The organism is Pseudomonas frederiksbergensis (assembly GCF_003732275.1).
Lineage (GTDB): Bacteria > Pseudomonadota > Gammaproteobacteria > Pseudomonadales > Pseudomonadaceae > Aquipseudomonas > Aquipseudomonas frederiksbergensis_H.
In genome coordinates this window covers 400,933-422,817 of the sequence record NZ_MOBM01000006.1, presented here as the reverse complement: position 1 = coordinate 422,817, position 21,885 = coordinate 400,933, and the positions used below count along the sequence as shown (strand labels likewise).

General features: G+C 59.6%; 19 protein-coding genes. 15 read left to right on the top strand and 4 right to left on the bottom strand.

Going from position 1 to position 21,885, the window contains the following annotated elements:
• Positions 1-208: 208 nt before the first annotated feature.
• From gshA to tauD, 5 genes are all read left to right on the top strand, one after another.
• Positions 209-1,792: a glutamate--cysteine ligase gene (gene gshA / locus BK662_RS05720; protein ID WP_123357278.1), complete on the top strand. Its 1,584-nt coding sequence runs from the start codon at positions 209-211 to the stop codon at positions 1,790-1,792.
• A 278-nt stretch (positions 1,793-2,070) separates the two neighbouring features.
• Complete coding sequence (gene tauA, locus BK662_RS05715; RefSeq protein ID WP_123357277.1) at positions 2,071-3,048, top strand: taurine ABC transporter substrate-binding protein; 978 nt, start codon at positions 2,071-2,073, stop codon at positions 3,046-3,048.
• Positions 3,049-3,064: 16 nt separating this feature from the next.
• Positions 3,065-3,859, top strand: coding sequence for a taurine ABC transporter ATP-binding subunit (tauB, locus tag BK662_RS05710; RefSeq protein WP_123357276.1), 795 nt, complete (start codon positions 3,065-3,067; stop codon positions 3,857-3,859).
• Entirely contained in the window at positions 3,856-4,689 is an 834-nt protein-coding gene (gene tauC / locus BK662_RS05705) for a taurine ABC transporter permease TauC (RefSeq protein WP_123357275.1), read from the top strand. The genes tauB and tauC overlap by 4 nt, the downstream gene beginning before the upstream one ends.
• A gap of 144 nt (positions 4,690-4,833) precedes the next feature.
• On the top strand, positions 4,834-5,676 hold the full coding sequence (gene tauD, locus BK662_RS05700) for a taurine dioxygenase (RefSeq protein ID WP_123357274.1): 843 nt from the start codon (positions 4,834-4,836) through the stop codon (positions 5,674-5,676).
• Positions 5,677-5,840: 164 nt separating this feature from the next.
• Here the strand turns inward: tauD and mgrA are convergent, their stop codons facing one another.
• Both mgrA and BK662_RS05690 read right to left on the bottom strand, forming a co-directional pair.
• Positions 5,841-6,878 (bottom strand): L-glyceraldehyde 3-phosphate reductase, encoded by a 1,038-nt coding sequence (gene mgrA, locus BK662_RS05695; protein ID WP_123357273.1) that lies wholly within the window; start codon positions 6,876-6,878, stop codon positions 5,841-5,843.
• A 235-nt stretch (positions 6,879-7,113) separates the two neighbouring features.
• A complete protein-coding gene (locus BK662_RS05690) occupies positions 7,114-8,004 on the bottom strand; it encodes a LysR family transcriptional regulator (protein WP_123357284.1) in 891 nt (296 codons plus the stop codon).
• 123 nt (positions 8,005-8,127) lie between these two features.
• Between BK662_RS05690 and BK662_RS05685 the strand changes: the two genes are divergently transcribed.
• Complete coding sequence (locus tag BK662_RS05685) at positions 8,128-8,868, top strand: SDR family oxidoreductase (protein ID WP_123357272.1); 741 nt, start codon at positions 8,128-8,130, stop codon at positions 8,866-8,868.
• Between the two features lie 174 nt (positions 8,869-9,042).
• The gene (locus BK662_RS05680; RefSeq protein WP_123357283.1) at positions 9,043-9,303 is read left to right on the top strand and encodes a hypothetical protein; all 261 of its coding nucleotides are present in this window, start codon (positions 9,043-9,045) and stop codon (positions 9,301-9,303) included.
• 26 nt (positions 9,304-9,329) lie between these two features.
• Here the strand turns inward: BK662_RS05680 and betT are convergent, their stop codons facing one another.
• Together betT and epsC are read right to left on the bottom strand one after the other, a co-directional pair.
• On the bottom strand, positions 9,330-11,285 hold the full coding sequence (betT, locus tag BK662_RS05675) for a choline transporter BetT (RefSeq protein WP_185047081.1): 1,956 nt from the start codon (positions 11,283-11,285) through the stop codon (positions 9,330-9,332).
• 393 nt (positions 11,286-11,678) lie between these two features.
• The gene (gene epsC / locus BK662_RS05670; protein ID WP_123357270.1) at positions 11,679-12,605 is read right to left on the bottom strand and encodes a serine O-acetyltransferase EpsC; all 927 of its coding nucleotides are present in this window, start codon (positions 12,603-12,605) and stop codon (positions 11,679-11,681) included.
• Between the two features lie 190 nt (positions 12,606-12,795).
• Between epsC and BK662_RS05665 the strand changes: the two genes are divergently transcribed.
• The 8 genes from BK662_RS05665 to BK662_RS05630 all read left to right on the top strand — a co-directional run bounded on the left by BK662_RS05665 (position 12,796) and on the right by BK662_RS05630 (position 21,821).
• Positions 12,796-13,788 carry a D-cysteine desulfhydrase gene (locus BK662_RS05665; protein WP_123357269.1) on the top strand — a complete coding sequence of 331 codons (993 nt, stop codon included), beginning with the start codon at positions 12,796-12,798 and terminating at the stop codon, positions 13,786-13,788.
• A gap of 317 nt (positions 13,789-14,105) precedes the next feature.
• The gene (gene tcyJ / locus BK662_RS05660) at positions 14,106-14,900 is read left to right on the top strand and encodes a cystine ABC transporter substrate-binding protein (RefSeq protein ID WP_007903114.1); all 795 of its coding nucleotides are present in this window, start codon (positions 14,106-14,108) and stop codon (positions 14,898-14,900) included.
• Positions 14,900-15,565: a cystine ABC transporter permease gene (gene tcyL / locus BK662_RS05655; protein ID WP_185047078.1), complete on the top strand. Its 666-nt coding sequence runs from the start codon at positions 14,900-14,902 to the stop codon at positions 15,563-15,565. Before tcyJ ends, tcyL begins: the two co-directional genes overlap by 1 nt.
• 4 nt (positions 15,566-15,569) lie before the next feature.
• Positions 15,570-16,319 (top strand): L-cystine ABC transporter ATP-binding protein TcyN, encoded by a 750-nt coding sequence (gene tcyN, locus BK662_RS05650; RefSeq protein WP_123357267.1) that lies wholly within the window; start codon positions 15,570-15,572, stop codon positions 16,317-16,319.
• Positions 16,320-16,825: 506 nt separating this feature from the next.
• Positions 16,826-17,584: a hypothetical protein gene (locus tag BK662_RS05645; RefSeq protein WP_123357266.1), complete on the top strand. Its 759-nt coding sequence runs from the start codon at positions 16,826-16,828 to the stop codon at positions 17,582-17,584.
• 405 nt (positions 17,585-17,989) lie between these two features.
• Positions 17,990-19,231 (top strand): SfnB family sulfur acquisition oxidoreductase, encoded by a 1,242-nt coding sequence (locus BK662_RS05640; RefSeq protein WP_123357265.1) that lies wholly within the window; start codon positions 17,990-17,992, stop codon positions 19,229-19,231.
• A 38-nt stretch (positions 19,232-19,269) separates the two neighbouring features.
• On the top strand, positions 19,270-20,463 hold the full coding sequence (locus BK662_RS05635) for an SfnB family sulfur acquisition oxidoreductase (RefSeq protein WP_123357264.1): 1,194 nt from the start codon (positions 19,270-19,272) through the stop codon (positions 20,461-20,463).
• Complete coding sequence (locus BK662_RS05630) at positions 20,463-21,821, top strand: LLM class flavin-dependent oxidoreductase (RefSeq protein ID WP_123357263.1); 1,359 nt, start codon at positions 20,463-20,465, stop codon at positions 21,819-21,821. Before BK662_RS05635 ends, BK662_RS05630 begins: the two co-directional genes overlap by 1 nt.
• The last annotated feature ends 64 nt before the right edge of the window (positions 21,822-21,885 follow it).

Below are 21,885 nucleotides of genomic sequence, written 5' to 3'. Positions count from 1 at the left end.
GATGGCGGTGTGTCAGTCAACATATGCGTCGTCTGACACACCGCCATCGCGAGCAGGCTCGCTCCCACAGGGATTATGCAATTCTTTACTGACCGGCATGGCTTGCGCGGTTGCAAAAACCAGGCGAAAACGCCAGTTTTAACTTCACCCTTGTAGACCGTCTTGCCCACCCCCATATTGGGGCGACTGACGCGTGAAGGAATCCAACTTGAGCGAACTTCTCAACCGCCGCCTGGCTCTGCTCGGCGAGCGCGCTAACCTCTCTCTGCTCGAACAGTGCCTTCACGGCATCGAACGTGAATGCCTGCGCGTGACAGGCGAAGGGCGCCTGGCGCAAACGCCGCACCCCGAAGAATTGGGTTCCGCGCTGACCAATGAACAAATCACCACCGACTACTCCGAGTCGCTGCTGGAATTCATCACGCCAGCCCTGCCAGACCCGGCGGATACCCTGGCGAGCCTCGATAAGATCCATCGGTTTGCCTACAGCAAGCTCGGCAACGAGTACCTGTGGAGTCCATCGATGCCGTGCCCGTTGCCGGCCGAGGAAGACATCCCGATCGCTTATTACGGCACCTCCAACATCGGTCAGCTCAAGTACGTCTATCGCAAGGGCCTGGCCCTGCGTTACGGCAAGACCATGCAGTGCATCGCCGGGATCCATTACAACTTTTCCTTGCCGGAAAAGCTCTGGCCGCTGCTCAAAGAAGCCGAAGGCTTTGTCGGCACCGACCGCGATTTTCAGTCGTCGGCCTACATCGCGCTGATCCGTAACTTCCGTCGCTACAGCTGGCTGCTGATGTACCTGTTCGGCGCCTCGCCTGCGCTGGACGCCGGTTTCCTGCGCGATCGCTCGCATCAGTTGGAACAGCTGGACCCGGACACGTTGTACCTGCCGTATGCCACCAGCCTGCGCATGAGTGACCTGGGTTACCAGAGCAACGCCCAGGCCGGCCTGACGCCGTGCTACAACGATCTGACCAGCTACACCGACAGCCTGCGCACAGCGGTGGCCACGCCTTACCCGCCGTACGTCGAGATCGGTACGCACCAGGACGGTGAGTGGGTTCAGCTCAACACCAACATCCTGCAGATCGAAAACGAGTACTACTCCAACATCCGCCCGAAACGCGTGACCTACACCGGCGAACGGCCGATCCAGGCGCTGGTAGCCCGTGGCATTCAGTACGTCGAAGTGCGCTGCCTGGACATCAACCCGTTCCTGCCGATGGGCATCGACCTCACCGAGTCGCGGTTCCTTGATGCGTTCCTGTTGTACTGCGCGCTGAACGACAGCCCGCTGCTGACCAGTACCAGCTGTGGCAACGCGACGTCGAACTTCCTCAGCGTGGTCAAGGAAGGTCGCCGTCCGGGCCTGCAATTGCAACGCGACGGGCACCCGGTAGACCTGAAGGAGTGGGCCAGCGAACTGCTGGAAAAGATTGCGCCATTAGCGGCATTGCTGGATCAAAGCCATGGCGGCGATGCCCACAGCAAAGCACTGGACGCACAACTGGCCAAGGTCAAGGACTCGTCCCTGACGCCATCGGCTCAGGTATTGGTGGCGATGGCCGAGCACAAGGAAAGCTTTGCTCAGTTCTCCCTGCGTCAGAGTCAGGTACACGCAGAGTTTTTCCGCAGCGAGCCGCTTTCAGGCGAAGAGCAGGCTAAATTTGAAGAGCTGGCGCGCTCGTCGCTGGCTCAGCAGGTGGAGCTGGAACAGAACGAAGTCGGCGATTTCGATGTGTTTGTCGGGTCGTATCAGGCGAGTATTCTGGCGATCAGTAATTAGATCGCAAACCTCTGTGGCGAGGGAGCTTGCTCCCGCTCGGCTGCGCGGCAGCCGTAAAATCTGCGACCGTGTTCAATCAGACACACCTTCGCTGTTTTTGGGAGTCCTTCGGCCTCCAGCGGGAGCAAGCTCCCTCGCCACAAAAGCGATATACAACTACGCTCTCTTAGAATTTTCCGCTCATAAGGTAATTCGAAAAAGTTATTTATTTTCGGATTCTTATATCATTTAGTCTCCTTTTCACGCCGACTCTCGGTCGCCTGACAAGGAGCTTCCCGATGAAACTGACTTCCCCTCTTCGCCTGCTGGCTGCTGCGTCGTTGGCTGCGGCGAGTTTCCTGGCTCAGGCGGCAGATGTGACCGTCGCCTACCAGACCACCGTTGACCCGGCCAAAGTCGCCCAAGCCGACGGCACCTACGAAAAAGCCACCAACGCCAACATCGACTGGCGCAAATTCGACAACGGCGCCGACATCATTGCCGCCATCGCTTCCGGCGATGTGCAAATCGGCTACCTCGGTTCCAGCCCCCTGACGGCGGCAATCACCCGCAAAGTCCCGGTGGAAACTTTCCTCATCGCCACCCAGATCGGCGCCGCCGAAGCGCTGGTCGCTCGCGATGGCTCCGGAATCAAGACTCCGCAAGACCTGATCGGCAAGAAAATCGCCGTACCGTTCGTGTCCACCGGCCACTACAGCCTGCTGGCCGCGCTGAAACACTGGAACATCGACCCATCGAAAGTCACCGTGCTCAACCTCGCACCGCCGGCGATCATCGCTGCGTGGAAACGCGGCGATATCGACGCCACCTACGTCTGGGACCCGGCTCTCGGCGTGGCCAAGGAAAACGGCAAAGTACTGATCACCTCGGGCGAACTGGCCAAGTTCGGCGCACCGACTTTCGATGCCTGGATCGTGCGTAAGGATTTCGCCGAGAAGCACCCGGAAATCGTCACCGCGTTCGCCAAAGTGACCCTCGACGCTTACGCCGACTACCGCAAAGACCCGAAAGCCTGGCTCGCCAACCAAAGCAATGTCGACAAACTGGTGAAGCTCTCCGGTGCCAAGGCCAGCGACATTCCATTGCTGCTGCAAGGCAACGTCTTCCCGCTCGCGGCTGATCAGGTGATCACCCTCGGCGCGCCGACCACCAAGGCCATCACCGACACCGCGGTGTTCCTCAAGGAACAGGGCAAGGTCGAGGCCGTGCTGCCGGACTACGCGCCGTACGTCAGCGCCAAATACATCACCAATTGATCGGGAGTTAACCGCGATGGCTTTGCTTCAGCTGGAGCGCATCTGCGCACAGTACCCAGGCAGCACGGAACCTGTGCTGGCGGATATTTCCCTGAGCCTTGGGCCCCAGCAGTTGCTGGTCGCCCTCGGCCCGTCCGGCAGTGGCAAGACCTCGCTGTTGAACCTGATTGCCGGTTTCGTCGAGCCCACTGCCGGGCGCATCACCCTTGACGGCGTGCCGGTCAAAGGCCCGAGCGCCGAGCGCGGCGTGGTGTTCCAGGACGACGCCCTGCTGCCTTGGCAGGACGTGCAGGCCAACGTCGGCTTCGGTCTGGAACTGGCCGGCGTTCCCCGGGACAAACGCGAAATCCGCGCCCGGGAAATGCTCGCGCTGGTGGATCTTTCCGGTTTCGAAAATCGCCGAATCTGGCAGCTCTCGGGCGGGCAGAAACAACGTGTCGGCCTCGCCCGCGCCCTCGCAGCAGACCCTCGGGTTTTGCTGATGGACGAACCCTTCGGTGCCCTCGATGCCTTCACCCGCGAACAGATGCAGGAGCTGTTGCTGCAGGTCTGGCAACGCACCGCCAAACCGGTGTTCCTGATTACCCACGACATTGAGGAAGCGGTGTTCCTCGCCACAGATCTGATTCTGTTGGCGCCCAACCCCGGGCAAATCGTCGAACGTCTGAGCCTGGACTTCGGTCAGCGTTACGCTGCCGGTGAATCGGCGCGGGCGATCAAATCCGATCCACGCTTTATCGAAACCCGCGAACACGTGCTCGCCAAAGTGTTCTCCCAACGCAGTGCCGTCCAGCGGCAGGAGCGCGCATGAGCACTTATGAAATTCCCGCCTCCACGGTGAAACCGGGTTCGACGGTCATTCCGCTACGTCGCAGTTTGAACACACGCTGGATCAGCGTACTGACGCTGATCGCTCTCGTTGCCATTTGGTGGGCCGTCACCGCCACCGGTTTGATCGAACCGCTGTTCCTGCCGCCACCCTCCGCCGTGCTGCAAAAAGGTTGGCTGCTGGTGACCACCGGCTACATGGATTCGACCTTGTGGCAACACTTGGGCGCGAGCCTCAGCCGTATTGGCCTGGGCCTAGGTTTCGCCGTGCTGACCGCCGTGCCGGTCGGCATCGCCATCGGCCACAACCGCATCGCTCGCGGCATTCTCGATCCGCTGATCGAGTTCTATCGCCCGATTCCGCCGCTGGCTTATCTGCCGCTGATCGTGATCTGGTGCGGCATCGGTGAGTTATCAAAAGTGCTGCTGATCTACCTGGCGATCTTCGCACCGATCGCGATTGCCACCGCCACTGGCGTGCGCACCGTCGACCCGGCGAAATTGCGCGCCGCGCAGTCGTTGGGCGCGACTCGGGCGCAGTTGATTCGGCATGTAATTCTGCCCAGTGCCTTGCCGGACATTTTGACCGGGGTGCGGATTGGTCTGGGCGTGGGTTGGTCGACGTTGGTGGCCGCTGAATTGATCGCCGCCACCAGCGGTTTGGGCTTCATGGTGCAGTCGGCCGCACAGTTCCTGGTCACCGATGTGGTGGTGTTGGGGATTCTGGTGATCGCGCTGATCGCCTTCGTCATGGAAATGGGCCTGCGTGCGCTGCAACGCAAACTGGTGCCATGGCACGGCCAGGCTCACTGAAAAATCATCATGTGAAAAACCCTGTGGGAGCGAGCCTGCTCGCGATGGCGGTATATCAGCCACAGCCATGTCGCCTGACACTCCGCTATCGCGAGCAAGCCCGCTCCCACAAAAGCTCGCCCCCCGAATTCGAAGAGAAATACCATGAGCCACCTGACCATCGTCCCTTTAAGCTCCGCCCTCGGCGCGCAAATCAGCGGCGTCGATATCAGCCAGCCGCTGAACGTGGAACAACGCGACGCCATCGAGCAGGCGCTGCTCAAGCATCAAGTGCTGTTCTTCCGCGACCAGCCGATCGAGCCGCAGCAGCAAGCGCGATTCGCCGCCTATTTCGGCGACCTGCACATTCATCCGATCTACCCGAACGTGCCCGAGCAGCCGGAAGTGCTGATCCTCGACACCGCTGTCACCGACGTGCGGGACAACGCGATCTGGCACACCGACGTGACCTTCCTGCCGACCCCGGCCATGGGCGCGGTACTCAGCGCCAAACTGCTGCCGGAATTTGGCGGCGACACGCTGTGGGCCAGCGGTATTGCGGCGTATGAAGCACTGTCCGCGCCGATGAAAGCCCTGCTCGAAGGGCTGACCGCCACGCACGATTTCACCCGTTCGTTCCCCTTGGAACGCTATGGCAACACGCCGGAAGCGTTGGCCCAGTGGGAAGAAGCCCGGCGCAAGAACCCGCCGCTATCGCACCCGGTGATTCGCACGCACCCGGTGAGCGGGCGCCGGTCGTTGTTCGTCAATGAAGGGTTCACGTCGAAGATCAATGAGCTGTCGGAAACGGAAAGCGAGGTGATTCTGAAATTCTTGTTCGCCCACACCACACGGCCGGAATTCACCATCCGTTGGCGCTGGCAGAAAGACGACATCGCGCTCTGGGACAACCGCGTGACCCAGCATCACGCGGTGGATGATTACCGCCCGGCGCGGCGGGTGATGCAGCGGGCGACGGTGTTGGGGGATGTGCCGTATTTCCGGTGAGTCTCGGGTTTTTTGATTGACTTTGATGGCCTCATCGCGAGCAGGCTCGCTCCCACAGGGTTATCGGTTGACCACAGAATTTGTGGTTAACGCAGGTCCACTGTGGGAGCGAGCCTGCTCGCGATGGGGCCAGAACAGGCGCCAGAAAATCCGGCGCCGAACACTTATTCAGCCGTCGAAGGCTTCTCCCAAAGATTGACCCCACCCTCCTGGGCAAACCGATCAATCTCCGCCAACTCTTCCACGCTGAAACTCAAGTTCTTCAACGCCCCGACGTTCTCGATAATCTGCTCCGGCCGGCTCGCGCCGATCAGCGCCGAGGTCACCCGTGGATCGCGCAGGGTCCAGGCCAACGCCAACTGCGCCAGACTCTGACCACGGCGTTTGGCGATTTCATTAAGCGCCCGCACGTGGGCGATGTTGGCTTCGGACAGGTGCGACGCCTGCAACGAACCACCACCCGGACGATTGACCCGTGCGTCCGCTGGCACGCCATTGAGGTACTTGTCGGTCAACAGACCCTGAGCCAATGGCGTAAAGGCGATTACGCCAGTGCCGAGTTCATCGGTGGTGTCCAGCAGGTCCTTTTCCACCCAGCGATTGAGCAGGTTGTAGGCCGGTTGGTGGATCAGCAACGGTACTTTCCACTCCTTCAGCAACCCGGCGATTTCACGGGTTTTCACCCCGGAATAGGACGAGATACCGATGTACAGCGCCTTGCCCTGCTGCACCGCGGTGGCCAGTGCGCTGGCGGTTTCTTCAAGCGGCGTGTCCGGGTCGAAGCGATGGGAATAGAAGATATCCACGTAGTCCAAGCCCAGGCGCTGCAGGCTCTGGTCGAGGCTGGCCAGTATGTATTTACGGGAACCACCGCCCTGACCGTATGGGCCGGCCCACATATCCCAACCAGCCTTGCTGGAGATGATCAACTCGTCGCGGTACTGCTTGAAGTCTTCACGCAGCAAACGACCGAAGTTGATCTCGGCGCTGCCGTACGGCGGGCCGTAGTTGTTGGCCAGGTCGAAGTGGTTGATGCCCAGATCGAACGCCGTGCGCAGCAACGAACGCTGGGTATCGATCGGCGTACTGTCGCCGAAGTTGTGCCACAAGCCCAGGGACAGTGCCGGCAGCACCAACCCGCTGCGACCCACGCGGCGGTAAGGGATGGAATCGTAGCGGTTTTCGGCAGCGGTGTAGGTCATCGAATCCTCTCTTGTCTGTCTTGAATGTGGTATCGACTGCTTTGCAAGTTGCCCAGCATACGCTTGGACAAACGCCGATAAACCTCGGACTCGAGAAAATGCTGAAACGTTTCACAGTTTTCATCTTCAGTGCCAGACCCATCGCAAAGATCGCAGCCTTCGGCAGCTCCTACGCTCGACCGCATATCACTGTAGGAGCTGCCGAAGGCTGCGATCTTTTGATCTTCGAGTACCGTCAAACAGCCCCCGCAAACACCTCCCCCAACCAATCCACAAACACCCGAACCCGTGGCGACATGTGTTTGTTATGGGGATACAACACTGAAACCGGCATCGGCGGCGGCGGTGTGTCGGTGAGGATTTCCCGCACCAGCCCTTGGGAAATCAGCGTTTCCATTCGGTAGTGCGGGCACTGAATCAGGCCCAGGCCTGCAATCGCCGAGGCTGCATAAATCTCCGCACCGAACACCGACAACGCGCCATCGATGGTCACTTCTTTCAGCTCGCCATCGACCATGAATTCAAACGGAAACAACTTCGCCGTGGTGCGCGAAACGTAGTTCACCGCGCGGTGTTTTTTCAGGTCTTCGAGATTTTTCGGTTCGCCATATTTACGCAGGTAGGCGGGGCTCGCGCAGGTGATCTGCCGCAGGTTGGCGACACGCTTACCGATCAGCGCCGAGTCGCCCAAGGTGCCGGCGCGCAACACGCAATCAACGCCTTCGGCGATCAGGTCGACAAAGCGGTCCGCCTCGCTGATGGACAGTTCGATATCCGGGTAGCGCGCCATGAACTGTGGCAACGCCGGGATCACGAAGTGCCTGGCCAAGGTGCCATGCAGATCCACTCGCAACCGCCCCTTCGGCGCCACGCCGCGGAAGGCCAGTTCGGCTTCTTCCAGTTCTGCCAGCAACTGCACGCAACGCAAGTAGTACGCCTCGCCATCCAGCGTCGGACGCACCTTGCGGGTGCTGCGCTCCAGTAAACGAGTACCGAGCCAGGCTTCGAACTGATTCAGCGTGTGAGTCAGGGTCGCCCGCGGCAGGTTCAGGTCATCGGCCGCCAGCGTGAAGCTGCTGCGCTCGTAGATCCGCACGAAAATCTTCATCGCTTTGACTTGATCCACGCTGAACTCCGACGGTCGTTTGTTGGCGATTATTGAACAGTCAAGCCAACTCTCATGCATTTATCGCCCTGAGTAAACATGTGAGTCTGGCTCCACTTCAAACCACTCCAGGGAATCAACGCCATGACTACTCAAACTTCAAAAGTTGCCATCGTGACCGGCGCCTCCCGCGGCATCGGTGCCGTGATCGCCAGACAACTCGCCAGTGAAGGTTTCGCGGTCGCCATCAACTACGCCAGCAGCGCCACTGAAGCATCAAAACTGGTGGTGGAGTTGCGTCAGGCCGGGCACCGGGCTATAGCGATCAAGGCTGATGTGGCCAATGCCGACGACGTGCGCCGGTTGTTCGACGAGACCGAAGTGCAATTGGGCAAGGTCGATGTGCTGATCAATAACGCCGGCATCCTCAAAGTGATGCCGCTGGCGCAGCACACGGACGAACTGTTCGACCAGACTTTCAACATTCACGCGCGCGGCACGTTCAACACCTTGCGTGAAGCGGCAACCCGCCTGAACAGCGGCGGCCGGATCATCAACTTCTCCAGCAGCACCGTTGGCCTTAACTTGCCGGGCTATGCGGTGTACATCGCCAGCAAGGCAGCAGTGGAATCCCTGACCCAGGTGTTCGCCAAGGAAATGCGCGGTCGCAACATTACCGTCAACGCGGTGGCGCCTGGCCCGGTGGCGACTGAGCTGTTTTTGCACGGCAAGAGTGAAGAGCAAATCCAGAATTTCGCCAAAATGCCTCCGCTGGAGCGTTTGGGTCAGCCGGAGGATATTGCGCGCGTTGTGTCGTTTCTGGTGGGGCCGGATTCGGCTTGGGTGAATGGGCAAATTCTGCGGGCGAATGGGGGGTTGGTTTAAGCGCAGCGGTGCCTATGCTCAATAAGTAGCAAGGACACCGAGGTGACCCCATCGCGAGCAGGCTCGCTCCCACAGATGACCGAGCTCTCATCCAGCAACGCGGTTGAATGTGGGAGCGAGCCTGCTCGCGATGGCTGCCTCAAAAGCAATGCATACCTGAAGGGTGGACTCACCATGCACACAGCAATCATCATCACCTTCGGCCTGATCCTGCTGGCGCTGATGCTGTTCATCGGCGAGAAAATCGGCTTCAGCCGCCAGACCCTGACCTACAGCTTCATCGTGCTGTGGCTGGCACTGACGATGATCAACGGTGCCGTCGGCGTGGTCACCGCCAACCAGCCAGTGACATCAGAACTGGTGGTCGGCAGTGTCGTGTTCGGCGTACCGGTAGCGGCGCTGGTGTTGTTCATGGCGATGAGCACTGACGCCTGACAAGACGTCAGCACCACCCGCGTAGATCAGCGCACCAGGTGCAGGAACTGCATGTGCCGTTCGTACTGGTCGAGAATATCGTTGATGACCTGCTCCTTGGTGTAGCCCACCAGATCGTAATCCTGACTGCCCTCTCTCAAATGCACCTCGGCCCGGTGGTAACGGCGGTTGTTGAGTTGCTTGGAACCCATGCCGCCACGGGCGAACGACGGCGTGAAGTAACCTCGCATCTGCACCTGATAGATGAACGGATGCAGTTCGCCGTGACCGATCTCCAGGCTGACGTTGTCATTGGCCGGATCAGGCTGAGCAACCACGTGCAGCCCCTTCTCGACGAACACCGCGGTCACGTCCTCAATCGCCGGGCGCACCGTGGTATCGAGGAAGCGATAGACCTCATCCCGAGACGGGAAATGCACCGCCTGACTCAGACGCTGACGCCATCCACCGCGCCGTGATCCGGACACCGGCGCGAGGGAATGCAGTTGTGCGATCTGCTTCTGCGACTCCAGATAAAACGCCTTGTGCAGCCCCCACATCATCAGCAGCAAAATCATCGAGAACGGTAACGAGGTCAGCACCACCGCCGACTTCAATGCATCGATGCTGCCGGAGAACAGCAGCGCGCTGGTCACCAACGCCGTCATCGCGCCCCAGAACACTCGCAGCCATTTTGGCCCGTCTTCATCCGGGTTACCGCCCTTGGCGGACAGCGTCGACAACACCACGGTGCCGGAGTCGGCGGAGGTCACGAAGAACACGAAGCTGATGAACACCGTGACCGCGATCACGGTTTTGCTCCACGGATAGGTTTCCAGCAGCAGGTACAGGGTCATCGACGGGTTGTCGATGGCCGACATGCCGAGCGCGCTCATGCCGTGGTTGAGCACTTGATCGATGGCGCTGTTGCCGAAGATCGACATCCACGCCAGGGTGAAACCGAGCGGGATCAGCAGCACGCCGAAGACGAATTCGCGAATGGTCCGGCCACGGGAAATCCGCGCGATGAACAGGCCCACGAATGGCGACCATGCAATCCACCAGGCCCAGTAGAACACCGTCCAGCCGCCCAGCCAGTCGCTGGGTTTGTCATAGGCGTAGAGGTCGAAACTCTTCATCGGCAAGGCGCCGAGGTAGTCGCCGATGTTCTGGATCAGCGTATTGAGCAAGTGCTGGGTGGGGCCGGCGAACAACACGAACAGCAGCAGCGCACAGGCCAGCAGCATGTTGATGTCGGACATCACCCGCACGCCTTTATCGACGCCGGACACCGCGACGATGATCGCCGCACCCATCATCAGCGTGATCAGGCCGACCTGAATCCACTGGGTGTGGGCGATACCGAACAGGTAGTCCAGGCCCGAATTGAGGTGCAATACGCCAAAGCCCATATCCGCGCCGAGGCCGAACACCGTGGCGATGATGCCGAAGCCGTCCACCGCATAGCCGATCGGGCCGTTGATGCGCTTGCCGATCAGCGGATACAGCGCCGAACGCAGGGCCAGCGGCAGGTTATGTCGATAGGCGAAATAGGCCAGCGCCATGCCGACGAAAGCGAAGACGCCCCAACCGTGCAGACCCCAGTGCAGAAACAGAATCTGCATCGCCTGACGCGCCGCATCCGCCGTGCCGGCCTCGCCTTGCGGCGGTTGCGCCAGATGCGTCAGCGGTTCGGACACGCAAAAGAAAAACAGTGTGATGCTGATCCCGGCGGCGAACAGCATGCCGGCCCAGGACAGGTAGCTGAATTCGGGCTCGTCGTGGTCGGCACCGAGCTTGATCTTGCCGTAGCCGGACAAGGCGGTGACCACCACGAAGACCAGATACAGCGTCATCGCGAGCATGTAGTACCAGCCGACCGTATTGGCCGCCCAGTTTTGCGCTTGCAACAGCCAGGCACCGGCCTGTTCAGGTATTGCCATGACCACAACGGCGAACAACAGAATAAAGGTCGCCGCGAAATAAAAAACCGGCGGATTCATGCGGACCTGGCCGCTTGCGGGGGTGGACGATGCACTCATGAAAGGTGCATCTCAAGGGGGTGAAACAGGGCAATCAATAACGGACTCGGCAAAGGCAAGCCTCCTGTTGTGAGCGGGCAGCAAACCGGCGGTTTAACTTGAATGAGCGTTCAAGTTAAACATGGATAGGGGGCTAAGGACTAATCCCAGGGCTCGGAGGTAGCTTTCCTACGCTAGCTCAAGGAAGGGTATGACGCGGGGTTTGGAGAGTTTTGTAGGAGCTGTCGAGTGAAACGAGGCTGCGATCTTTTGACTTTGGTTTTGTGGGTTTTTTGAAAAGATCGCAGCCTCGTTTCACTCGACAGCTCCTACATCCAGCGAAGACTGTTTATCTGTCACCAAAAAGCCGGAGGCTTACTTCTGCGTCCCATCATCATGCTGCAGATTCGCCTGGGTCAGGTTGCACCCCGCCGGCACGCTGCGGGTCAGCCAGACGTTGCCGCCGATGGTCGAGCCCTTGCCGATGGTGATCCGCCCCAGAATTGTCGCGCCGGCATAGATCACCACATCGTCCTCGACGATCGGATGCCGCGGATGGCCCTTCTGCAACTGGCCGTCTTCGTCCGCCGGGAAGCGCTTGGCGCCCAGAGTCACCGCCTGATAAATCCGCACGCGCTCGCCAATGATCGCAGTCTCGCCGATCACCACACCCGTCCCGTGATCGATGAAGAAACTGCGCCCGATCTGCGCCCCCGGATGGATGTCGATGCCGGTGGCCGAGTGGGCGATTTCCGCGCTGATCCGCGCCAGCAGCGGCAAGCCGGCGCGATACAAATGGTGGGCCAGACGATGGTGAATCACCGCCAGAATCCCCGGATAGCAGAGCAACACTTCATCGACACTGCGAGCCGCCGGGTCGCCGTGATAGGCCGCCAGTACGTCGGTGTCCAGCAGAGTGCGCAGCCCCGGCAAAGCGAGGGCGAAGTCCTGAATGATCTGGATGGTTTTGGCCTCGACTTCAGTGTCGGCCTGGGCACTGTGGCGCGCGGCGTAACGCAGTTCGAGCCGCGCTTGAGCCAGCAACGCGTTCAGTGCGACGTCGAGCGTGTGGCCGACATAGAAGTCTTCACTCTCCTCGCGCAAATCCACCGGCCCCAAACGCATCGGGAACAGCGCACCGCACAAGGCTTCGAGAATGTCCGCCATGGCCGCTCGGGACGGCAACTCGCGACCGCCCTGCTCGCCGCTGGCGCGGCCGTTTTGTGCGCGCCACTGGTCGCGCGCCGTACGCAGTTGGCTGACGATGGTCTTCAATTGCCAATGGCTGGAACGCTCGCTCACGGTAAAAACTCCTCACGGGCGGCCGGACTGTCTGGCCGCGTTAACCGCGATTACTTTACGGCAACGGCTTGCAGCCGAATTAAGAACCAATAGTGCTGGGCTCAATACTTTTGGCTATAAGCGATTGGCAGTTGCCCCACTAAATACCCGTGCCTATAGTCCTGACATCTTCCTCCGCCAGTACGGACCCATGATCAAACAACAGCTAGCCCGCTTTAACCGCCTCGACCTGCTCGGTCACCCTACTCCCCTGGAAAAACTCGAACGCCTGTCGACCTGGCTGGGCCGCGATGTCTACGTCAAACGCGATGACTTGACGCCATTGGCACTGGGCGGCAACAAGCTGCGCAAACTTGAATACCTGGCCGCCGATGCCCTGGCCCAAGGCGCTGACACTCTGATCACTGCTGGCGCGATACAGTCCAACCACGTGCGCCAGACCGCCGCCATTGCGGCCAAGCTTGGCCTGGGCTGCGTGGCCCTGCTGGAAAATCCGCTCGGCACCGACGACAGCAACTATGTCGGCAACGGCAATCGGCTGTTGCTGGACCTGTTCGATGCCAAGGTCGAGTTGGTGGAAAACCTCGACAACGCCGACGAGCAATTGGAAGCGCTGGCCGGGCGTCTGCGCAGCAACGGTAAAAAGCCGTATCTGGTGCCGATTGGTGGCTCGAATGCATTGGGCGCTTTGGGTTATGTCCGTGCAGGCCTGGAACTGGCTGAACAGATCAAGGACACCGGGCTGCAATTCGCCGCGGTGGTGCTGGCGTCCGGCAGTGCCGGCACCCACAGCGGCCTGGCGCTGGCATTGAGCGAAGCACTGCCGGATTTGCCAGTGATCGGCGTGACCGTTTCCCGTAGCGATGAAGCACAACGACCGAAAGTCCAGGGCCTCGCCGAACGCACGGCCGAACTTCTGGGCGTGAGCTTGCCGGCGCATTTCAAAATCGAACTGTGGGACGAATATTTCGGCCCGCGTTATGGCGAGCCGAATGCCGGAACATTGTCGGCGCTGAAGCTGCTGGCGAGTCAGGAAGGGTTGTTGCTGGATCCGGTGTACACCGGCAAGGCCATGGCCGGTTTGCTCGATGGCATCGGGCGCCAGCGCTTCAATGACGGCCCGATCATCTTCCTGCACACCGGTGGGGCGCCGGCGTTGTTTGCCTATACCAGCTTTTTGTAAGGATCGAAGATCAAAAGATCGCAGCCTTCGGCAGCTCCTACATTGATCGGCGTTAACCCGGAATTTGCGCCGGGCATGATCCATGTAGGAGCTGCCGCAGGCTGCGATCTTTTCAAGGGCACCTGATATCTAAAAAAAGAATAACAAACTTAGTATTTAGTATTTTCCTATCTAAAGGCAACATCATATAGTCGCGCCGCAGGCGAATTTGCAGCAAGACGCATAAGCTGCTTTAGGGCAGGATATCGCAGTCGTTAAAATCCCGAATTTGCCAACTTTCCTTAAGCGTCTTCCATAAGAAAACACAGGGGCTTGTCATGAATTTTTCCGCATTACGTCGAAATCTGCTGGTGGGTTCGCTGGGCCTGGCGCTGAGCGCCGGCCTGCTTGGGCAGGCAGTGGCCGGTGAGCAGCTGCAAAAAATCAAGGACGCAGGCGTGATCAACGTCGGTCTGGAAGGCACTTATCCACCGTTCAGCTTCGTCGACGAGGCCGGCAAACTGAGCGGCTTCGAAGTCGAGTTCTCCGAAGCCTTGGCCAAAGAACTGGGCGTGAAAGTCAAACTGCAGCCGACCAAATGGGAAGGCATCCTCGCAGCCCTGGAATCCAAGCGTCTGGACGCGGTGATCAACCAGGTGACCATCACCGAAGAGCGCAAGAAGAAGTACGACTTCTCCACGCCTTACACCGTTTCCGGGATTCAGGCGCTGACCCTGACCAAAAACAAAGACACCATCAAGACCGCCGCCGATCTGGCCGGCAAGAAAGTCGGCGTAGGTCTGGGCACCAACTACGAGCAGTGGGTGAAAGAGAATGTGCCTAAGGCTGACATCCGCACCTACGAAGATGATCCGACCAAGTTCCAGGATCTGCGCGTCGGCCGCATCGATGCCATCCTGATCGACCGCCTGGCCGCACTGGAATATGCCAGGAAGGCCAAGGACACTGCCGCTGCCGGCGAAGCGTTCTCCCGCCAGGAAGCCGGTATTGCCCTGCGCAAAGGCGAGCCTGAGCTGCTGGCCGCAGTGAACAAAGCCATCGACAAGCTGCGTGCCGACGGTACGCTGAAAAAGCTTTCGGAAAAATACTTCAGCGCTGACGTCACTCAATAATGGGAGAAGCTTTCCAACTCGCGCTGGACTCCGCGCCCTTTCTGCTCAAGGGCGCGTACTACACGGTCATCCTGAGCCTGGGCGGAATGTTCTTCGGCTTGCTGATGGGCTTCGGCCTGGCATTGATGCGGCTGTCGCGCTTCAAACTGGTGAGCTGGATCGCCCGCGTCTACGTGTCGTTCTTTCGCGGCACGCCGTTGCTGGTGCAATTGTTCGTGATCTATTACGGCTTGCCGCAATTGGGTATCGAACTTGATCCGCTGCCGGCGGCCCTGATTGGCTTCTCGCTGAACATGGCCGCCTACGCCTGCGAAATCCTGCGTGCCGCGATCAGCTCCATCGAGCGCGGCCAGTGGGAAGCCGCCGCCAGTATCGGCATGACCCGCGCGCAAACCCTGCGCCGGGCCATCCTGCCGCAAGCGGCGCGCACGGCCTTGCCACCGTTGGGCAACAGCTTTATCTCGCTGGTCAAGGACACCGCGCTGGCGGCCACCATTCAGGTGCCGGAGCTGTTCCGTCAGGCACAGCTGATCACCGCCCGTACCTTCGAAATTTTCACCATGTATCTTGCCGCTGCGCTGATCTACTGGATTCTGGCGACTGTACTGTCGCACCTGCAGAACCAGTTGGAAGCGCGGGTCAATCGGCACGACCAGGAGTCCTGACCCAATGATTGTCGTGGAAAAACTGACAAAGCAGTTCAAGGGTCAGGTGGTGCTCAACGGCATCGATCTGCAGGTGAAGGAAGGCGAGGTGGTGGCGATCATCGGCCCCAGCGGCTCGGGCAAGACCACCTTCCTGCGTTGCCTGAATTTTCTCGAGGAACCCACCAGCGGCCGGATCAAGGTCGGCGACATCGAGATCGATGGCAGCCGTCCCCTGAACCAGCAGCAGAGCCTGGTACGACGCTTGCGCCAGCATGTGGGTTTTGTGTTCCAGAACTTCAACCTGTTCCCCCATCGCACCGCCCTGGAAAACGTCATCGAAGGCCCGCTGGTGGTGAAAAAGATCCCGCGTGCCGAAGCCGTTGCCCTGGGTAAAAAGCTGTTGGCCAAGGTCGGCCTGGCGGGCAAGGAAGACGCTTACCCGCGACGCCTCTCCGGCGGTCAGCAACAGCGTGTGGCGATTGCCCGAGCGTTGGCGATGGAACCGGAGGTGATCCTGTTCGATGAGCCAACCTCGGCGCTGGACCCGGAACTGGTGGGTGAAGTGTTGGCGACCATCCGCGGCCTGGCCGAGGAGAAACGCACCATGGTGATCGTTACCCACGAAATGGGCTTTGCCCGGGACGTGGCCAACCGCGTGGTGTTTTTCGACAAGGGTGTGATCGTCGAGCAAGGCGAGGCCAAGGCACTGTTTGCCAATCCGAAAGAGGATCGGACGAAGCAGTTTCTCAGCAAGTTTCTTAATAACACTTAGTGCTGTCCCACTCGAAAACTGTCAACTTCCATGGATGGAAGTGGCATTAACTCCGCTTTATAAAAATCGTATAGCAGCTTTCAACGACTCACATGATTCGCCCCCATCATAAATAACTTCCCACCGTACGATGTGGTACATATATATGTCCTGCAACAGATTCATATCGCCTGAAATCTATAAAACACCTCGCTGTCCACGCTCAAAGGGTTGCTGCCTCGAAGGCATAAAACCCACCAAATACCGAACTATATTCGACAGAGCGATGCGGTTTATTAACCACACCGCGTAGGAGTTTTCTGAATCACGCAAGAACTAACCTTTAACCAACCAACGCTATTGACACCTATTCAACCGCACTCTTATCTAGTCCCCAACAGGCAACAGCCACCCCACTCAATTATTGTTTAAGCGCGCAAATAGTGAATCGTTTTGTTGCTTGGTAATTCACGCCTTTCGATCTTTCAGAAATGGACTTCGCGGCAAAGCTTCAAGGAGAGAAACCCATGACAAGCACTTCAAACAAACCTGAACTTGCAGCCCCGACCCTGGCGCAAAGCCACAAGGCCGGTATCAACATCACCTCGGCCGCTCATCTTATGATCGACGTGCCACCCTACCCCGGTATGGATGAAGGCGATCTGATCGAGTTGTTCTGGAACAACTGCTACGTGGCCTCCAGTGTCTTGGGCCCCGACCATGGCGGCAAATCCGTGAGCCTGCGGGTGCCGGAAAGCTTCATTGCCAATGGTTCTGCTCGCGTCCATTACAAGGTCATGCAGGTCGGGCAAGGGCCCGCGGTATCACCGGCGGCGCGCGTCCAGATCAAACTTGATTGCCCGGGTGGCCTGCTTCTTTGCGATGAGGAAAACCAGAGCCTGGCGCCCGTATTCATCCCTGAGACCATTCGCCGTCAGGGGGTCAATTCGAACCAGGTCAAACGCGGTGTCCCGTTGACCATCGAACCGTACCTGAACATGGCCGCCGACGACGAAATCACCCTGCGCTGGGGCGATGTGCGCATGGACTTGCCCAAGCTCAAGGCTTGCGATGTGGGTCAGCCTATTCAGGTCTGGGTGCCCCCGGCGATCATTCTCGAAGCCGGTGAAGACCTTCGACTGGAAGTGACTTACTGCATCCTCGACCGCGTGGGTAACAACTCGCGCTGGGCACCGACCCGCACATTGAAGATCGGCTGTGCCAATCCCTACCTGAAGGTGCCGCCCAAAGCAGCGCTCATGGCTGCTGAATCCCGAAAGAAGTGAAGCCCCTGTAGCAACACTCCTGTTGTGTCATGAGGTTTTTTGTGGCGAGGGAGCTTGCTCCCGCTGGGGTGCGAAGCGCCCCTGAAACCGACAAACGCGTTCTTTCAAATTGAACCTCGTTAACGGTTTTTGCGACTGCTGCGCAGCCGAGCGGGAGCAAGCTCCCTCGCCACAGGGGCTCCGACCACCTAGTCGATGCCACCCTTCTATACATATTCCTAAAAGTTAGTTCATTAATTATTTATACACGTTTAGGGTATATGCACCGGACCACCGGACATTCGTGTTTTTCGTTCGCCGCAACCCTTGCGGCGCTTTCATGAGATGTGAGGTAGGTATGGTCCGGAACACAATCACCCCAGTGCAAATCGCCAGGGCATTGCGTGCAGCCAAGGAGCGGCACTGATGTCCAGTCTGGCAGATGCAATCGTCCAGAGTGATCTGGACATCGCCCCATTGTTGTTGCCCGCGCAGGTCTTGCGCAACGACGCACAAGCCATCAAGGCTGCCCATGAGCTGGCGCACGTCGCCCGCCTGCAAGCAGCCAAACGTGACCAGCAGCGCAAGCTGCCGTGGTCGGAAATCGAACAGTTCACCCGCAGCGGCCTGGGCAGCATTGCTATCCCGCGTGAGTACGGTGGTCCGCAAGTTTCATTCGTCACCTTAGCCTCGGTGTTCGCGATCATTTCCGCGGCCGACCCGGCTTTGGGGCAGATCCCGCAGAACCAGTTTGGCATTCTCAACCTGATACTCGGCAGCGCCACCGAGTCGCAGAAAAAACAGCTGTTCAAAAGCGTGCTCGAAGGCTGGCGAATCGGTAACGCAGGGCCGGAGCGCGGGACCAAAAACACCCTGGAGCTCAAGGCACGGATCACCGCCGACGGTGATGGCTTCGTCATCAACGGGCAGAAGTTCTATTCCACCGGCGCCCTGTTCGCCCACTGGGTGGCCGTCAAGGCGCTGAACGACGACGGCAAGCAAGTGCTGGCCTTCGTCCGTCGTGGTACCCCGGGGTTGCGCATCGTTGATGACTGGTCGGGTTTCGGCCAGCGCACCACCGCCAGTGGCACCATTTTTCTCAACAACGTGCGGGTCGACGCCGAGCTGGTGGTGGATAACTGGAAGATCAACGACAGCCCGAATACTCAAGGCGCCGTGTCGCAATTGATTCAAGCAGCCATCGACGCCGGCATTGCCCGGGGCGCCATCGATGACGCCATCGAGTTCGTGCAAAAACGCGCGCGACCGTGGATAGACGCCAAGGTTGATCGGGCCAGCGACGACCTCTACGTGATCGCCGACATCGGCAAGCTGAAAATCGAACTGCACGCCGCCGAAGCGTTGTTGCACAAGGCCGGGCAAGTACTCGATCAGGTCAACGCCGCGCCGCTCACCGCCGAGTCCGCTGCGCGCGCCTCGATTGCCGTGGCTGAAGCCAAAGTGCTGACCACCGAGATCTCGCTGCTGGCCAGCGAAAAGCTCTTCGAACTGGCCGGCAGCCGCGCCACCCTCGCCGAATTCAACCTCGACCGCCACTGGCGCAATGCCCGAGTGCACACGCTGCACGACCCGGTGCGCTGGAAGTATCACGCCGTCGGCGCTTACCACCTCAATGGAACCTTGCCTGCGCGGCATTCCTGGATCTGACGACCAGAACCTTTTTGACCAGATCTCTGGAGAAACACATGACTCTTTCCCACCACGTCGCGGTCATCACCAGCGATGAGCAAGCCCTGATTGTCGCCAGTGACCTGGCCGACGATTTCAAACGCGACAGCGCCCTGCGCGACCGCGAGCGTCGTTTGCCGTACCCGGAACTGGAAGTGTTTTCCCGTTCGGGGCTTTGGGGCATCAGCGTGCCAAAAGAATACGGTGGCGCTGGGGTTTCCAACGTCACCCTGGCCAAGGTGATCGCGTTGATCGCCCAGGCCGACGGCTCCCTTGGACAAATTCCCCAGAACCATTTCTACGCCCTCGAAGTGCTGCGCGTGAACGGCACCGGTGAGCAGAAAAAACGTCTCTACGCCGAAGTGTTGGCCGGCCAGCGCTTCGGCAATGCACTCGCGGAACTGGGCACCAAAACCGCCCATGATCGCGTCACCAGCCTGACTCGCGATGGCAACGGCTACCGCATCAACGGTCGCAAGTTCTACGCCACCGGCGCCATTTACGCCCAGCGCATCCCGACGTCAGTGGTGGACGAAAATGGTGTGCAGCAATTGGCGTTCGTCCCGCGCAACAGCAAAGGCCTGACGGTAATCGACGACTGGAGCGGCTTCGGCCAGCGCACCACTGGCAGCGGTTCGGTGGTGTTCGAGGATGTCTACGTCGCCGCCGAGGACGTAATCCCGTTTCAAAGCGCATTCGAGCGCCCGACCACTGTCGGCCCGTTGGCGCAGATTCTCCACGCCGCGATCGACACCGGCATTGCCCGCGCCGCGTATGAAGATGCCCTGCATTTTGTGCGCACCAAGACCCGGCCGTGGATTGATTCCGGCAACGACAAAGCCACCGAAGACCCGCTGACGATCAAGAGTTTCGGCCACTTGAGCATTCGCCTGCACGCCACCGAAGCCCTGCTGGAACGCTCCGGCGAATTCCTCGACCAGGCCCAGGCCGACACCAATGCCGAGACCGTCGCCGCCGCGTCGATAGCGGTTGCCGAAGCCCGGGCCATCAGCACCGAAATCTCCCTCGCCGCCGGCAGCACGTTGTTCGAACTGGCCGGCAGTCAGGCGACCCTGGTCGAGCACGGCCTGGACCGTCACTGGCGCAACGCTCGGGTACATACTCTGCATGACCCGGTACGCTGGAAATATCACGCGGTGGGTAATTACTACCTCAACGATGAAAACCCTCCATTGCGAGGGACCATCTGATGGCCGACGCCAAAAGGAAAATCCTGCTCAATGCCTTCAACATGAACTGCATCGGGCACATCAACCATGGCTTGTGGACGCATCCACGAGACACGTCGACCCAATACAAAACCATCGAATACTGGACTGAACTGGCTCAGTTGCTGGAACGCGGACTGTTCGACGGTCTGTTCATCGCCGACATCGTCGGCGTGTACGACGTCTACCAGAACTCGGTGGACGTGCCGCTCAAAGAGTCGATCCAGTTGCCGGTCAACGACCCGCTGCTGCTGGTCTCGGCCATGGCCGCCGCCACCAAAAACCTCGGCTTCGGCCTCACCGCCAACCTGACCTACGAACCGCCATATCTGTTCGCCCGACGCATGTCGACGCTCGATCACCTGAGTCGCGGACGGGTCGGCTGGAACATCGTCACCGGCTACCTCGACAGCGCCGCCAAGGCCATGGGCCTGAGCGAACAGGTGGAACACGACCGGCGTTACGACCAGGCCGATGAATACCTGCAAGTGCTCTACAAACTCTGGGAAGGCAGCTGGGAAAACGGCGCGGTGCTCAACGACCGTGAGCAACGGATCTACGCCCAACCCGAGAAGGTGCACAAGGTCGAGCACAAGGGCGAGTTCTATCAGGTCGAGGGTTATCACCTCTGCGAGCCATCGCCGCAACGCACGCCGGTGCTGTTCCAGGCCGGCAGTTCCGATCGCGGTTTGCTGTTCGCCGGTCGGCATGCCGAGTGCGTGTTCATCAGCGGTCAGAACAAACCGGCGACCCGGGTTCAGGTGGACAAGGTTCGCGCCAGCGCCGTCGAAGCCGGGCGCAATCCCTGGGACATCAAGGTGTTCATGGGCTTGAACGTGATTGTCGGTGAGACAGAAGAGCTGGCCTGGGCCAAGCACGCCGAGTACCTGAGCTACGCCAGCGCCGAGGCTGGCGTGGCGCATTTCTCGGCGTCGACCGGGATCGATTTTTCCGAGTACGAACTCGACGAACCGATCCAGTACGTGAAAAGCAACGCCATCCAGTCCGCCACCAAGAACCTGCAAAACAACGACTGGACCCGCCGCAAACTGCTGGAACAACACGCCCTCGGTGGCCGCTACATCACCGTGGTCGGCTCGCCCCAGCAGGTGGCCGATGAGCTGGAATCGTGGATCGCCGAAACCGGTCTGGATGGCTTCAATCTGACGCGGATTGTCACGCCGGAAAGCTATGTGGATTTCATTGATCTGGTGATTCCGGAGTTGCAGCGCAGAGGGTCGTACAAGACCGCTTACGACAACGGCAGCCTGCGGGAAAAGCTGTTTCACGGCGAAGCGCATTTGCCACAGCAACATACCGGTTCGGCGTTCCGCCGCTAAAAGCATCGCGAGCAGGCTCGCTCCCACAGGGATTGTGTGAACACCAAAAATCCACTGTGGGAGC